The organism is Piscinibacter sp. PDB5-1 (assembly GCF_056676035.1).
The window spans coordinates 730000-745002 of the sequence record NZ_JBWVZL010000001.1; the positions used below are offsets into that span (position 1 = coordinate 730000).

Annotated in this window: 14 protein-coding genes; all 14 read right to left on the minus strand. The window is 71.3% G+C overall.

What is annotated here, in order from left to right; all coding sequences use genetic code 11:
- Positions 1-15: 15 nt before the first annotated feature.
- The gene (locus AC1KAT_RS03180; protein ID WP_480322702.1) at positions 16-2325 is read right to left on the minus strand and encodes a putative baseplate assembly protein; all 2310 of its coding nucleotides are present in this window, start codon (positions 2323-2325) and stop codon (positions 16-18) included.
- Between the two features lie 92 nt (positions 2326-2417).
- On the minus strand, positions 2418-2834 hold the full coding sequence (locus tag AC1KAT_RS03185) for a GPW/gp25 family protein (protein WP_480322704.1): 417 nt from the start codon (positions 2832-2834) through the stop codon (positions 2418-2420).
- A gap of 139 nt (positions 2835-2973) precedes the next feature.
- Positions 2974-4689 carry a hypothetical protein gene (locus AC1KAT_RS03190; RefSeq protein ID WP_480322706.1) on the minus strand — a complete coding sequence of 572 codons (1716 nt, stop codon included), beginning with the start codon at positions 4687-4689 and terminating at the stop codon, positions 2974-2976.
- Positions 4690-4696: 7 nt separating this feature from the next.
- Positions 4697-5389, minus strand: coding sequence for a phage baseplate assembly protein V (locus AC1KAT_RS03195; RefSeq protein ID WP_480322708.1), 693 nt, complete (start codon positions 5387-5389; stop codon positions 4697-4699).
- Positions 5390-5399: 10 nt separating this feature from the next.
- Positions 5400-6488 carry a phage late control D family protein gene (locus tag AC1KAT_RS03200; RefSeq protein WP_480322710.1) on the minus strand — a complete coding sequence of 363 codons (1089 nt, stop codon included), beginning with the start codon at positions 6486-6488 and terminating at the stop codon, positions 5400-5402.
- Between the two features lie 13 nt (positions 6489-6501).
- Positions 6502-6666: a hypothetical protein gene (locus tag AC1KAT_RS03205; RefSeq protein ID WP_480322711.1), complete on the minus strand. Its 165-nt coding sequence runs from the start codon at positions 6664-6666 to the stop codon at positions 6502-6504.
- A gap of 173 nt (positions 6667-6839) precedes the next feature.
- Entirely contained in the window at positions 6840-7913 is a 1074-nt protein-coding gene (locus AC1KAT_RS03210; protein ID WP_480322712.1) for a CIS tube protein, read from the minus strand.
- Positions 7910-8449: a phage tail protein gene (locus tag AC1KAT_RS03215; protein ID WP_480322714.1), complete on the minus strand. Its 540-nt coding sequence runs from the start codon at positions 8447-8449 to the stop codon at positions 7910-7912. The genes AC1KAT_RS03210 and AC1KAT_RS03215 overlap by 4 nt, the downstream gene beginning before the upstream one ends.
- Before the next feature lie 13 nt (positions 8450-8462).
- A complete protein-coding gene (locus AC1KAT_RS03220; RefSeq protein ID WP_480322716.1) occupies positions 8463-10463 on the minus strand; it encodes a hypothetical protein in 2001 nt (666 codons plus the stop codon).
- Positions 10464-10626: 163 nt separating this feature from the next.
- Positions 10627-11067, minus strand: coding sequence for a phage tail protein (locus AC1KAT_RS03225; protein WP_480322718.1), 441 nt, complete (start codon positions 11065-11067; stop codon positions 10627-10629).
- A 22-nt stretch (positions 11068-11089) separates the two neighbouring features.
- The gene (locus AC1KAT_RS03230; protein ID WP_480322720.1) at positions 11090-12895 is read right to left on the minus strand and encodes a phage tail sheath family protein; all 1806 of its coding nucleotides are present in this window, start codon (positions 12893-12895) and stop codon (positions 11090-11092) included.
- Positions 12896-12935: 40 nt separating this feature from the next.
- Positions 12936-13748, minus strand: coding sequence for a hypothetical protein (locus tag AC1KAT_RS03235; RefSeq protein WP_480322722.1), 813 nt, complete (start codon positions 13746-13748; stop codon positions 12936-12938).
- Between the two features lie 94 nt (positions 13749-13842).
- On the minus strand, positions 13843-14442 hold the full coding sequence (locus AC1KAT_RS03240) for a Pvc16 family protein (protein ID WP_480322724.1): 600 nt from the start codon (positions 14440-14442) through the stop codon (positions 13843-13845).
- On the minus strand, positions 14442-14768 hold the full coding sequence (locus AC1KAT_RS03245) for a hypothetical protein (protein WP_480322726.1): 327 nt from the start codon (positions 14766-14768) through the stop codon (positions 14442-14444). The genes AC1KAT_RS03240 and AC1KAT_RS03245 overlap by 1 nt, the downstream gene beginning before the upstream one ends.
- Between the last annotated feature and the right edge of the window lie 235 nt (positions 14769-15003).

Below are 15003 nucleotides of genomic sequence, written 5' to 3' on the forward strand. Positions count from 1 at the left end.
TTCAGTCGTGTGGGGTCAGCAGAGTTCGGGCACGACCGGCAGGAAGACGGCGTTGCCACCGCCGCCCTCGCCCACCCCATGGCCATCGCCGAAGGGCGAGGTGACCGAAGCCGGCGCGTCGGTGCCTTCGACCACGGCCAAGGCGGTCAGCTCGGGCAGTTGCCAGGGGTCGAGCGCGAGCGTGGTCACGGCCTTGCCGGCGCCCGGCAGTTCGACGAAGCGGCCGTCGTGCGGCTCGAACAGACGCACCGGGGACACCCCCGCCACACCGGGCACGCGGGCGACGACGACTTCCATCTCGCGGTCGGTGAGCGGGCGGCCCAGCGGGTAGCCGCCGTCGTGCCCGCCCTGCGCAGGCCACGGCCCGAGTTCGCCCGACAGGCCCAGCGGCAACGGCCACAGGTGCTGGCGGATGGCGATGCGCACGTCGCTCAGCACCTGCTCGCGCGCATGGCCCTCGCGCACCTGCACCGCGACCGACAGGCCCAGCTCGCGGTACTCGCAGCCGATGACGTACAGCTCGGCCGCGAGCGCGCGGCGCTCGTTCAGAAAGGCGTGCACGGCTTCGAGCAGCGGCCGGTCGGCGCGCGGCAGCGGCGCGGCGAAATCGACCGTCGAACGCGGCGGCAGCACCATCACCGACACCGCGCCCGGCACCGACTGGTGCCGCTCGTGCGGCTTGAAGAGCGGCAGCACCTCGACGCGCCCGACCTGCGCGCCCGGGGCCTCGCGGGCGAGATGGCGGTAGTCGCTCGCGGTCACCGCGCGGTCGCGGTGCTGAAAGTGCGCGGGGATGCGCCGCTCCGCCGCGTCGAGCGTCTCGGCGTCGGCCCCGCCTTGCAGCGCCAGCGGCTGCCACGCATCGAGCGCGAGTTCGGGCTTGCGCAGGTTGCCGGTGACGAGGTCGAGCACCCGGTCGAGCTTGCTCAGTTGGCCCGCCGGCAGGTTGCCGCGCGCACCCCCGCCCACCCGCAGGCCGGTGGCGACGACGCGGCTGCCGGTGGGTGGCACGCGGCCGTGCACACCATCGCCCAGGCGCACGGTGCCGGCTTCGGGGTCGAGGCGGTACACGCGGTCGAGCGGGCCCGCGCGGCCGAGGTCGTCGATGGACGACCACACGGCGCTGCCGCTGATGGCGTCGTGCACGATGACTTGCAGCGTGGCCGGGTCGGCGCTGCCGAGGCTGGCCACGCCGAGATCGAAGACCTGGTCCGAGCCGCCGTCGGACACCCCGATGGCACGCCCTGGCAGGGCCTGGCGTTGCTCGATGCGCGTGGCGTGCAGGCCGACCCACGCGAGGCGCAGGCTGGTGACCACCGCGCCGGGTTGCACGCGCAGGCGCAGCCAGGTGACGAGCTGGGCTGCGTCTTCTTCGCTGTCGATGCGCGGGGGCGCGTCGCCCACGCCGGCGCGCAGGTTGTCGCGCGGGTCGTTCGACGGGGCGCCGATGCGGTCGAGCGGCGGCAGGTTCAGGCGCACCACGCCGTCGCGTGTGAGGCCCTGCGTGCCGTCGTCGAGCACTTCGAGCGCGACCATGTCGGGCGCGTTCGGCGTGCTGGGGTCGCTGCCGGTGGACATCTCCCACACCAGCGGCAGGGCCGGCAGGCTGGTGATGCCCTCGCCGCCTTGGGGAATGTCGAGCGCCAGCGCCACGCCCACGTTCAGCGTGCGCGGCGTGCCTTGCGCGTCGGGCCCGAGCGTCTGCCACGCGGCCTGGTGTTGCGCGGCGCTGGGCGCGTTGAGCGCGATCCACAGCGCGCCATCGACGCTGGTCTGCGCGATGTCGATGCCCGCCGCGAGGTCGTGGCCCGGCGCGAACACCTCGGTCGTCACATAACCCGTGGGCGTGCCTTCGGTCGCGCGGTAGACGGCCTGCAGGTCGGGCAGCAGCGCGTTGAAGTCGGCCTGCTCGTCGCCGGTGAGCCTGCGCTTCAGGTAGGCGCGGCCTTGCAGCGGGTAGGCGGTGCAGAAGTCGAGCGTGCTGAAGGGCACGGGCTTGTCGATCACCGACCCGGGCGGCGCGTGCACGGCCGCCACCTGCCGATCGGCCTTGACCTTCAGCGCCACCAGCCCGCGTGCCGCGAGCGCCGGCTTGAGCGGCATGCCCACGAGCCGCAGGTATGCGAGGCGCTGCCGTTCGGGGATGAGGTTGGCGCGGTAGAGCAGCGTGTCGCCCAGCCACGCGAACAACTCGATCAGCGTGCGGCCCGGGTCGCCAGGGCGCGGGTGCGTCCACTCGGGCGTGTGCGCCGGGATGCGCGACAGCAGCTCGGCGACCAGGTCGTCGAAGCTGCGGTCGTCGAGGGCGGGCGGCCTAATGGGCATGGCGGGCCTCGTGGGGTACAGAGTTCATGCAGGGGTTCAACACCTTCTCCCCCAAGGGACGAAGGGGCCAAGCCAACGCGAACGCGCAACGCTCACGCATGCCGGGCCTCCATCACCAAGGTGAGCCCCACCCGCGCCGGTGCACCGGTGCGCTTGAGCCGGTAGGCGATCTCGACCCGCACCGCATCGCTCACACCCGTGGCGGCGTCGCGCACCGGGTCCACCGCGATGCCATCGACGACGATGCGGGCCTCCCAGCGCTTGAGCGCGTCTTGCACCAGGTCGTGGATGCGGCTGCGCGTGGCCACCGTGTTGGGTTCGGTCAGCAGGTTTTCGAGGCCGGCGCCGAAGCCCGGGCGCATCAGTTGCTCACCCGGCCGCGTGGACAGCAGCACCTCGATCTGCTGACGCACGCTGGTGGCGAGGTCGGGGTAGTGCAGCTCGCCGTTCTCATCCGGCACGGCCAACAGGGGCCAACCGATGGGTTCTGCAAAGAGGTTCGGTCCCATGTCCCTCAATCCTTGAGCCATGACAGCCCCTCGCCCGATGAGTACATCGGTCGATCCCCCGAGGGGATGCGGGCCAGCTTGGGAGCGGCCCGGCGCTCGGCCCACCGCGTTGAACAAGGTCGGAGGCGTTTCATCGTCTTCAGTCCTTGCTCTTCGGGAACGGAATACAGATCTTCAGGAAGGGCAGCCAGAAGAAGATCAGCGCGAAGAGCTGCAAGAAGATGTTGAGCACGATGAACGCGCACAAGGTGATGATCGGCAGCGAGAACGAGCAGATCCACCCGAGGCCGAGCCCATCGCCGCCGTCGCCTTCGCCGTCGCGCAGCTTCTTCGGGTCGCCCTGCAGCAGCTTGGCGAGCTTGGGTGGCAGCGAGAAGGCCACGTTGGGCTTGACGCGGGCGAGCTGGGCGCGGTCCATCAGGTCAGGCATGGGGATCACCGGCACCGGCGCGCCCGACGACTCGAACCACGCGGCGATCGTGAACTCGGGCGTGTAGGCCGACCACACCAGGCGGCCCGCGCAGCCCGGGTGCTCGGGCTTCAAACGCACGAAGGCACGCAGCACGTAGCGCGGCTCGACGCCCCGGCGCGTGGGCTCGAAGCGGCTGGCCGCCGGCAGCAGCTTGCCGTGCTGCTCGCTCAGGCAGGTCAGCGTGGCGGCAAACAAGGCATCGGCGATGGCCGTGCTCACCGCGCCCCAGCGGTGCGGCATGGTGACGCGCGCGCCAGGCACGGCGTCCATCAGCACGGCCTTGGCTTCGAGCAAGAAGGTGTACGCGTTGCGGCGGTCCACGCGCGCGGGTTGGCCGTTGGCGGCTGGCACGTCGGTCTCGACCTCGAGTCGCTTCAGTTGCTGCTGCACGGCCAGGGCGCCGGCCGAGTTGCCGAAGGCATCGAACTCGGTCTGCAACTGGTGCAGCAGCGGCGTGAAGCTGGTGTTGAGCGTGTCGTACTCGGCGCGGGTGAGCGGCGGGCCGGCTGGCGTGGGCGGCAGCGGGGGCAGCACCTGCGGCAGGCGGGCGGCGCGTTGCGCGTCTTCGGTGCTGAAGCTGCGCGTGGGCAGCGGCAGGCTGCGTGCGCCACCGGCCCGCAGCATCGTCACCAGGTGCTCGCGCAGTTGCTGGCGTTCGTCGGCGTCGCGGCCGTAGGTGGCGGGCCGGGTGCCGGCCTCGGCCAGCTCGCTCGATGCCACGCGCACGGTGCCGAAAAGCACGGTCTTGCCGGCGCGGTCGGCCACGTCGGGGGCGACCTTGAACAGCGGCTGCACGTCTTCGCCGACCGGCGCCTGCGCGGCGGCCAGGCGCAGGCTGCCCGCGCTCTTGACGCGCTGCTGGCTCGGTGCCTGCGCGTCGAGCGCGGGGTGGCCCAGGCGCACGGCGCTCGGGCGGCGGTCGTGCGCGGGGTCGAGGTCTTCGTCCACGGCCTCCCAGCCGAACACCTGCGTGCCGGCCTTCAGCCATGCGAGCTTGCGGCCGTCGTCGGCCACGCGGCGCAGCACGAAGCCGCTGCTCTCGATCTTGGCCGGGTCGAGCCGGGGCTGGCCGGGCATGTCGCAGAAGGCTTCGAGCACCAGCAGGTTGAACACGCGCTGCATGGGCTGGAAGAGCCGCATGTGCGCGCCCTGCACGGCGGGTGTGCGGGCCCGCAGCGCGGCGTGCTTGGCCGGGTCGCCCACGTCGGCGAGCAGGCCCTCGATGAAGTCCTGGTCGCGCCGCTCGACGATCAGCGGCGCGTCGTGCAGGCCACGCGAGGCGGTGCGCAGGCCGGTGAGCTGCACGGGGTGCGGCGTGGCATGGGCCATGCCGCGAGGCGCGTGCACGGCCAGCGGTGCGGGTGGCGATGTGAGGGTGCTCATCGCGGCGTCACCAGATATTGCCGGCGCCCGGCGTGTACGAGGTCGATACGACCGCGTTGCTGATCAGCGTGTCGCACTTCACCACGCCCGAGAAGGTGGACATGCCGGCATCGACCTTCACCATGCCGGCGCTCACGTCCACGCTGGCGGCCTGCACCTTGACCTTGGCGGGCGCGTCGAGCGACATGCCGGCCGAGTCGATGGTGACGGTGTTGCCGGCGCAGTCGATCTGCACCTTGCCGCCGCCCTCGTCGGTCATCTTGAGCTTCACGCCGCCGGGCGTTTCGCATTCGATGGTGCAGGTGGCGTCGCTGGCTTCGACGATGGCGATGCGCGTGCCGGCCTTGCCGGTGATGCTCCAGCGATCGACCTTGCCATCAAGTTTTTCGGGCGGCTGCGCGGCGCCGTTCCACAGCCCGCCGACGACGATGGGCGCGCGCGCGTCGCCGTTGGCAAACACCACCAGCACCTCGTCATCGACCTGTGGAATGAAGAAGCCGCCGCGCTTGTGGCCCGCGAAGGGGCTGGCCACGCGGGCCCACAGCGCCACGTCGGCGGCGGTGTCGAAGGCGTACAGCTCGATCTTCACGCGGGCCAGGCCCTCGGGGTCGTTGACGTCGGTGACGCGCGCGAGGTGGGCCGCGCCCAGCGCGAAGGCGGGCGCCGCGAAGTCGGTGAATGGCAGGGTGTCGCGCTTCATGGGGTGGCCTTCACGCCGGGTGGTTGAAATGCGCGCCTTCGGCCTGGAACTCGGTCTCGAAGCCCTTCTTCATGTCGTAGCGGTGCGTGCAGGCGACGACGTAGTAGGTGTTGTCGAAGCGCGGCGACACGTCCGACAGCTTCACGTGCGAGCCCACGCGCAGCGAGGGGTTGCCTTCGCACACGCCCTCGACGCGCACGAAGCGCCTCGCGCGCTGCTCGAACTCGGCCTGGGCCAGCGCATCGGCCTCGCGCTGCGTGAGCGCGAGGCGGTGCGCGCTTTGCTGCACGCGTTCGCCGAAGGCCTCGCGCACGAGGTCGGCGCCCTTGCGGCCACTGCCGGGGCCGAGCGGCGCGCTGCTGCCGGTGCCTTCGAGGGCCTGGCCCTGCAAGGGGTCGAAGCCGGTGACACGCACCTCGGTCACCTGGTCAGCCAGGTCGGCCACGGCACGCACGCGGTGCAACTGGCTGTTCATGCGCAGCGGAATTTCATTGCGCTGCACGTCCTTGCGCGGCGACACCTGCAGCTCGTTGCCCACGAGCTGCACGTCGCCGCCATGGCGGGCGAGCAGGCGGCGCAAGAAGCCGAGGTCGGTCTCGTTGAACTGCACTTCGAGGTCGAGCGCGTCGCCCAGGCCGGTGACGACCGGCGTGAGGCCCATGCGGCCGGCGATGTCGCGGGCGATGTCGGCCAGCGACTGGTTCTCGTAGACGGCGATGCGGCGCGACAGCCGCGCCTTCTGCGCGCCGTCTTCGGCCAGCACCTGCAGGCGCGGCGGGCCTTCGGCGTCGGCCGCGTATTCGAGGGCGCTGACGATGCCGCTGAAGATTTCGGTCGGCCCACCGGCCTCGCCCGCATACACCTTCAGCTCGGCGCCGAGCTTGAGCAGGCGTTCGTCTTCGAAGGCGGGGCCAACTTCGCCGCTGTCCTTGGGGGCGAAGTTGACGAAGGCGAGTTCGATGGACGAGAGCCCGCCTTCCTGCTCGCGCATCACGAGCGACTGCAACAGGCCCGAGGCCAGGTCGCTGTCCTGGCCGTCGATGCGCAGCGTGGGGCGTGCGCTGTAGAAGGCCAGCTTCGAGAGGTTCATCTCGCCCATGGTCTTGTGCCTCTCAGTCGGCGCTCAGCCGCTGCTGCCGCCACGCTTCGCGCTGCAGCCAGGCGCTGAGCTGGCGCGGGTCGGGCTCGCCGCCACCTTCGTTGCCGGCGGGTGCGGGCGCGGCCGGTTGCGGTGGGGGTTGGACCTGGACGTCGAGGTCTTCGATGACGACGGGCATGGTGAGTCGCTGGTGGTTTCGGGTGGATCAAGTGCGAACCACGAATCCCGTTCGGGCTGAGATATCGAAGCCCTGCCCGCGACCGGCACGGGCCCTTCGATACCTCAGGGCGAACGGGCCGGGGGTGTTGAGGGCGGCGGAAGAGGTGTTCAGGCGCTCACGCATGACATGCCTCACGAATCGAAGCGGATGCGGGCCGAAGCCCCCATCTCTGCTTTCAAACCCGATGAACTCGCGCTGGTGGCCTTGCCGCCCAACGCGAAGCCGGTGCCCACCGACGCCGTGGCCGCAGGCGCTTGCAGGGCGCTGGCGTTCAGGCGCACGGTGCTGCTGGTCTTGCTGGCCCCCAGGCCTGCAAAGGCCTGCAGGCTGCTGGCACCGGCCGAGGCCCCTGCGCCGAAGCCGATGCCTGCGGACGCGCCGATGCCGACACCCACGCCGACGCTGGCCCCGAGGCCCACGCCACCGCCGATGCCCACGCCAGCCCCTGCCCCCACACCGACGCCCGCGCCGGCCGAGGCTCCGATGCCCGCCGACACGCCGGTCGAGAACGAGGCCGCCGCCTTCAGCTCGATGCCGCCACCGGCCACCGCCGCGACGCCACCACCGATGTTGCGCATGCTCTCGAAGCCGTTCGATGCGGCGAGCGCACGGCCCGCGTCGGGGTTGCCGCCTTGCGAGGCCATGCCGCTGGTGCCGCGGTCGGGCACGGTGGCCAGGCTCACGTCGGCGCCGGCGGCCGCCGCGGCATCGGCGTCGCCGAAGTCCTGCGCGGCGAACACGTCTTTCGGGTCTTGCGCGGCGAGGCCGATCTTCAGGGTCGAGCGCAGCGGCACGCCTTCGGCCGAGAAGAACTCGAGGTTCTCTTTGAAGGCCTCGACGATGCCCTTGAAGAGAAAGGTGCCCCAGCGAAAGCCCACCAGCGGCGGCGCCTGGTCTTTGTTGGTGGCCTTGTCGCCGGGGTTGAGGAACTGCTTGATCTTGTCGGTCTCGCGCCGCACGTCGCCGCCGTCGTGCGTGCTGTCGAACACGAGGTCGAAGTCGAGCTTCGCCGTGGTCTGCGCGACGAACTGCTTGGCGCTGGCGTCCCGGCCTTTCTTCTCCAGCGTGTTCTGCACCGAGTACGCGAGCGAGGTGGGGTTGAACTGCACCAGCACCACGTCGGGGCTGTCGCCGTTGGGCTCCTGGCTCGGGTTGGCCTGATCGACCTTGTAGAGCTTGGCCTTGTGTTCGTCGGGCATCCTCATGCGGCGCCCCCTTGCGTGGCCTCGAAGAACAGGCCTTCGTGCACGAGGTGGATCTCTTCGATGCCCAGGTCGGCCGCACGCGCGTTGAAGTCGGCCGCCTTGAACTTGACCGGCATCGCGCGTTCGAGCCGCCACTTGAGTTGCGGCTCGCCGTCGCTGCCCTTGAGCGTGATGCGCACGGTGAGCCGGTGCGCGAAGGCGCCGTTGACGCGCGACTCGCCCTCGCCCGCCCCGGCGCCGGCAAACAGCGACCACCAGCTCCACAAATCACGGGCCTGCGTCATGCCGCGCTTGAGCACGACGGTGGCGAAGTTCACCTGCCCCGCGCGCTGGTGGGCGCCGTAGTTGGCGCCGCCTTCCTTGATGGTCTTGGTCTCCATCGACGCCTCCAAGCCCGTGACTTCGGCGAACGCGCCTTCGCACAGGGCTTCTTCGGCGCCGGCTTCGCCGCTGCCGCCGCGCGCGGCCAGCGGCTCGCGCGTGAAGGCCACGTGGAAGTTGAAGCCGAACCAGGGGGCGATGAAGTCGTCGGCCACGGTGTTCAGCCCCTCATGCCGCCACGGCCAGCGTGCGCGCGGCCACGACGCCACCGCCGGTGCCGGCACCGGCATCGCGCAGGTTGAGCACGACGACGATGCGCTGGATGGGTTGCGCGGGCAGCAGCTCGATCTCGGCGATCAGGCGGCCCGCGTCGAGGTCGTTCTGGCGCATGGTGTCGCGCCCGCAGCGCACGCTGAAGGGCACGCCGTCGGTGGACAAGGCGCCCGCCGCGAGCAGCACGCGCATCAGGTCGGACAGGCGTTCGCGCACCCGCGACCACAGCGCCTCGCCGTTGGGCTCGAAGGCGAACTCATCGCCCGCGCGCCGCGCCGCCTGGATCACCACGTTGACGAGCCGCCGCACGCAGGCCTGGCGGGTGGCGGCCTCGGCGGCGCAGCTCACGTCCGACAGCAAACGCGGGCCACGCGGCGCGGGGCCGAGCAGGCACACGCGCTCGGCGAGGGTCAGTTCGCCCAGCGGCGTCCAGCTGAGTTGCTGCAGGGTCTGCGTCCACGGCAGGCGCGGTTCGCTGGCTTGCCAGCGGCGCAGGGGCTGCGTGGCGGCCGAGCGGTAGGCGCCGCGTTCGAGCGCGCTGCGCGCCAGCACGCCGGCGAGGCTGCCTTCGGGCGCTTCGACGCCGCCCTGGCAGTCGGCGCTGTCGGTGCTCACGACCCAGGGGTAGGCGAGTTGCAGGCGGTCGCTCAGCAGGGCGCGCGGGCCGTCGCGTTCGAGCCAGCCCTGGGCGTTCATCCACGGCAGCCATTGCGTGGGCGTGGGCAGGTCGCGGCCCTCGCCCACCAGCGGCAGCGAGGCAAGCAGTTGCACGTCGCGCCGGTGAAAGGCGCGGCCGGGGTTGTCGAGCACGGCCAGCGCACGCCGCGCGAGCGTGGCCCAGGCCTGCAGGCCCAGTTCGTTGAGGCGCGGCGCGGGCAGGCGGCGGCCGGCCGGGCGCTCGGTGGGGTCGGCTTCGTCCACGCACTCGACGAAGCGCTCGGGCGCGGCCACCACGTCGGCCGGCGGCACTTGCGCGGGCACGGCCTGCGCGCAGGCGTCGATCAGGTCGGGCAGCAGCACGAAGCTCACGTCGGCCAGGCCGTAGACGTGTTCGAGCCCCTGCCAGCCCTCGCCCGACAGGGCCGGCGGCGTGCCCAGGTCGATCACCCCGGTGAGCAGGCCCCGGCGCACGCTGCGGCGCACGCCGGGCAGTTGCGGGCAGCGGTCGGCCTGGGTGTCGAACAGGTGCGCGTCGGCCGGGGCCAGGCGCGGCTCGGGGAAGCAGGCCGCGAAACGCGCCTCGGCGGTGTCGAACACGTCGCTCGGGTCGCCGGTGCGCACGGCGTAGGCGCGCCGGCCGCCTTCGCCGAAGAAGGCGCGCAGGGCCGCACCAACGGGCGTGGCGACCACCGGGTCGCCGGGGCGCACGAGGCGGTCCAGCACGCCGCGTTCGTTCCACGCGAAAAGCGCGTCGAAGGCCTCGAAGCTTTCGAGCAGCACCGGCAGGTTGTGCAGGCGCTGCAGCCGCAGCCAGCCGGCCAGGGTGTCGGGGCCGAGCAGTTGGCCGGGCGCGAAGCCGCGCAGGCGCAGGTCGTCGAGCACGGCGGCCGGCACCGGGCTCAGCTCGCGGCAGGCCCGCAGCAGCTCGGCCAGCGTGTCGCGGGCGTCGTCGTCGAAGCGCTCGTTGAGAAAGGCCGCCAGGGCCTCGCGTTCGCTGGGCTCGCCTGCGATGGGGGCCGCGTTCGAGGCGAGCGACAGCAGCCCCTCGATGAACTGCGACACCGAGCCGAGCCGCAGGCGGTGCCGTTCGAGCGGCAGGCCGCCGAGGCTGTGGATGCGCAGCGACTGCAGCCAGCGCAGCAGCACCGGCGGCAGTGGCACCGCCTCTTGCGCGACCTGCACACGCCGGCGCGCCACCGTGCCGACGACGCAGGCGATGTCGGTGCGCAAGGGGTCGGCCGCGGGCGGCGGCGCCAGCTCGAAGCTCAGGCCCAGGCGGAGGCTGCGGCGGGTCATGGCTGTTCAGGCCCTTCTGCTGCCCTCACCCCGGCCCTCTCCCAGAGGGAGAGGGAGTGACACAGGCGCTTGGCCCCCTCTCCCTCTGGGAGAGGGTTGGGGTGAGGGCCGCAGAGGTGCCGGTGCGCGCGATTCATGGCAGCGACTCGTCAGGTGCTTTGCGTCACTCGACCTGGTAGCCCTCGCACGACAGCACCAACTCTTCCATCGCCACGTCGCCGCCGCCCTTGCCCACCAGCGTCGGGCCGGTGTACTTGAGCGGCATCGCGCCTTGCAGGCGCCAGGTGGCAACGGGGCCGCTGCGGGCTTCGTCGAGCAGGTGGATCACCACGGTGCGCTTGGCCTTGTAGCCCTCGGTGCGCGTGGCGTTGATCCAGTCGAACAGGTCGCGCGTGCCGACGAGGCCGCGCTTCAGGGTCACGTCGCCGACCTTGTGCACGCCGGGGATCTTGCGCACGTGGTTCTCGGCATCGTTGCCGTTGCGGTACTCGGCCACCGTCATTTCGGTGACCAGGCCCGACACGTCCGAGAAGCCACCGGCCACGCCGTTGCCGATGTCCACCTGGAAGTTGAAAGCGCCGTAGGGGGTGTCGCGTTGAATCATGTGAATGCTCCTGGGTCAGCGATCAGCTCTTGGCATCCGCCGTCTTCTGGCCGATACGGAAGATCACGAACTCGGCCGGCTTGACCACGGCGACGCCGATCAGGCAGATGAGCCGGCCGTTGTCGAGGTCGTTCTGGGTCATCGTGGTGCGGTCACAGCGCACGAAGAAGGCCTCTTCCTGCTTGGTGCCGAGCAGTGCGCCGCTGCGCCACTCGTTGTAGAGAAAGTCGCCGATCGTTCCGCGCACGTTGGCCCACAGCAGCTCGCCGTTGGGCTCGAACACGGCCCACTGCGTGCCCCGGTCGATCGACGCGCCGAGGTAGTTGAAGTAGCGCCGCACGTTGACGTACTTCCACTCGGGGTCGCTCGACACGGTGCGTGCACCCCACACCCTCAGGCCGCGGCCCGAGAGCGCGCGCAGGCAGTTCACGCCGATGGGGTTGAGCAGCTCTTGCTGACCCATGTTGACGCTGGGCTCGAAGCGCAGCGCGCCGCGCACCACCTCGTTGGCCGGCGCCTTGTAGACGCCGCGCTCGATGTCGTTGCGCGCATAGATGCCGCACACATGGCCCGAAGGCGGCAGCAAGATTTCAGCCGGCTCGTTGCGGCGCGGCGAGGCCAGCGGGTTGGCCGCCACGACCCAGGGGTAGTACAGCGCGGCGCGCGTGGTGTCGATCAGCCCGCGCAGCGTGCGCATCTCGCTGGGCGTGACGTTGGGCGGCGCATCGAGCACCGCCATGCGGTAGCGGCGCGGGTCGGCCACGTGCGTGAGCAGTGCGTCCTGGATGCCCTGGTACTCGGTGAGGCTCGCCGGGTCGTAGCGGGCCGAATACCCCGGCGCCGCGACGATCGACACGTCTTCGAGACCCACCAGCAGGCCGAAGCCGTCGCTGTATTCGTCGAGGCCCGGGGCGCCGCCATCGGCACCGCCCGCGAGCGTGAAGCGGCGCGAAGGCTCGACCCCGGCCGTGGCCGCACCACCGCCCAGGCCTTCGAGCAAGGCATCGGCCGCAGGCGCCGCGCCGGTGAAGCGCAAGCCCACGGGCAGCGTCAATTGGTCGGACCGACGCGAGGGCGCGAACGCCATCTGCGAGCCGATGAACTGCGGGTGCTGCGCGCCCAGGGCCAGCGACTCGAAGCTGGTCGTGTCGCCCGCCGCCGTGGTGATGGTGACGTTGACCGACAGCGCCTCGGCGCGCAGGCCATCGGCCACGAAGTCGGCCAGCAGGTCGGGCGCGTCGGCCGGTGGGTCGCCGGCGTCGAGTGCCGTGCCGCGCGTCCACACGTCGTCGGCCTTGGCCCAGAAGCCTTGCAGCACGGGCGTGTCGGCGCTGTCATGCACGCGCACCAGCGTGCCGTTGGGCGCGTTCTGCAGGCCCGACAAACCGATGGGTTGCGCGACCTGCTGCACCAGCACGGTGGCCCCGTCGTACTGGGCACCGGCAAAGCGCGCGCTGAACCAGGCCGCAGGCGGCTCGCCGTCGGCGCCCGCGACGACCGGCGTGGTGGTGTCTTCGGCCACGGCCGCGTCGTCGGCCTGGATGCGCACGACGTACAGCCGCGCGCCGCCGTTGTTGAAGAAGGCGCGCGCCGCGTGGGCGATGTAGTTGCGGTTGAGCAGCGGGTCGTCGCCGAAGCCGAGGTCGTCTTCACCGCCATAGATGCGCTCGAAGTCGGCAAAGCTCGTCAGCAATTCGGGTGAGATGCCGACCGGCCCCTTGCGCGTGGGGCCGACGAAGGCACTGGTGCTGGTGCCCACGCCTTCGATGGACTTGGATCGGAAGCTGACTTCCTCGACGTAAACACCGGGGGCTAGGTATTCGGGCACGGTTCACCTCCTGGGCATGGACACTTGCAGACGTGCGCCTTCAAGGCCACGCCACCTTCTCGACATGGCGCCGGGCCGAGCCGGCGGACAGAACAACATCGGCCGCACCGGCCACGACGCGGATGCCGGCCTCGCCCTCGGCGCGGCGGCGGGCAATTTCATCGGGGTCGGCGAGCGGAAACGCGGCATCGGGCGCACGCGGGTCGTTGGCGCGCACCATCTGCTCGTCGAACACGAAGGTGAGCGCGGCGCCGAACGTGGTGGTCAGGCCCACCGGGCCGGCGTCGGGCAGGATGGGTGCGACGTCGTTCACGACGACCAGCGCCTCGCCATGGCGGTCGGTCAGCGCGCGCTGCACGGCGGCACCGGCCACGCGGGGCGCGGCCTCGACCATCACGTTGGTCAGGCCGAGCGCGGGCTCGATGCCATCGACCACCACCTGCACTCGCAGCACCGCCCAGCCCGGTTGCAAGGGCAGCCCGGCGGCCGGCCACAGGCGCACCTGCAAGGGCTGGAGCGCGTTGTCGGCATCGGCGGGCTCGACCGGTGGCTGCGCATTCGGTTGCGGCAGCACACGTGGCAGGCGCAGCGACACACGGCGGGGCTGGAAGCGGCGCTTCGGGTCGTCCACCGTCAGCGTGAAGGCTTGCCGCGCGAGCGCCGGCGGGTTGTCGAAGGCGCGGGGGTAGTCGCTGAGGCCTTCGGCTTCGCGGATGACATAGAAGCCGCTGCGGTTGCGCAGCAGGCCGAGGCCGGGGGCCGCGATGCGCAACTCGTCGAGCACGCGCGCGCCGGTCACGCCGTGCACGAACTCGATCGCACCGAAGATGCGCCGTTCGATCAGGTCCATCATGACCGCCCCTCGTCCGATGGGTACATCGTCCGATCCCCCGAGGGGATGCGGGCCGGCTTGGGAGCGGCCCGGCGCTCGGCCCGCGCCACGCCGCTCACAACGCCCCCCTCACGACAGCCGCCACGTCGTCGGTCACCGCGAGGCGGCTGGCCACCACCGGCCCGTGGTCGGGTTCGGTGTCGAGGTCGATGCGCACGTTGCGCGCCACATAGGTGAGCGACGGCCGGTACGGCGGCGACAGCACCTGCCAGAGCTTGGTCATGTCGTCGAGCGACAGCTCTTCGGGCGACAACGAGATCAGGTCGTCGGCGTCGAACACCGTGCCATCGCCCAGCAGGCTGCGGTCGATGACGGGGCGCTGGTGCAGTTCGCGCATCGTCCAGCCGAGCAGGTTCTGCTCTTTGAGCGCGGTGTCGGCCCAGATGGTGACGAGCAGGTGCAGGTCCACCGTCAGCGGCACGGCCTTGCCGAAGGGCAGGCTGGCCTGCGCGCGGTTGCGCTGGTGTTCGTTGTGCGTGGTGCGGTAGAGCAGCACGGTGCACTTGGTGTCTTGCCCGTCGAGCAGCTTCATCGCCGAAATACCCAGCGGCTCGAAGCGGCAAGTGATGCCCGCGAGCGGCCGCAACTGGTAGGCGCGCGACAGGTGCTGCGCGAGGCCGCTGACGAGCGTGTGCAAGGCGGTGACCTGGGCCATCAGTGCCACCTCACGCCAGGCGGGTGGTCGCCGCTGTCGCGCAGCGCACGGCCCGGGTCGCGCTCGAGGGCGGCGAGGCGCTCGTCGGTGACGAGCACGGCGCGTCGGTAGCGCACGCGCCCATCGGCCGCCACCGGCTGGGCCTCGACCGCCGCCGCCGCGACCAGGTGGCCGAGCGCCGCCTCGACCGCATCGACCGGCACGGGGTCGTCGATGTCCACCCACCAGCGTGCGATGCCTTCAGGCGTGTCGCAGGCTTGGGGGTGGATGCGCAGGTGGCGAGAGACGTGTTGCACGATGGTCAGGACGTCGGGTGGGATGGGCATGCCGTGCCCCCTCGGTGTATTGCCGCTGTTCATCGCAAGCGCGGTGCCACGGCAGGCATCGGCGGCAAGTGCTTGTCACGCCTGGGTTTGTTGGCTTGGCGCTGTGGCGGGGGCGTGGCGGGTGGGACAGATTTGTCCTGGTGCGGCTCACTGTTGTTGCGTGCGCCAGCGAGGGCCAGACCGGTGTGCGCAGTGCAGACGAGCCAGGGCGGTTTTGTCCTGCAGCCGGACATCT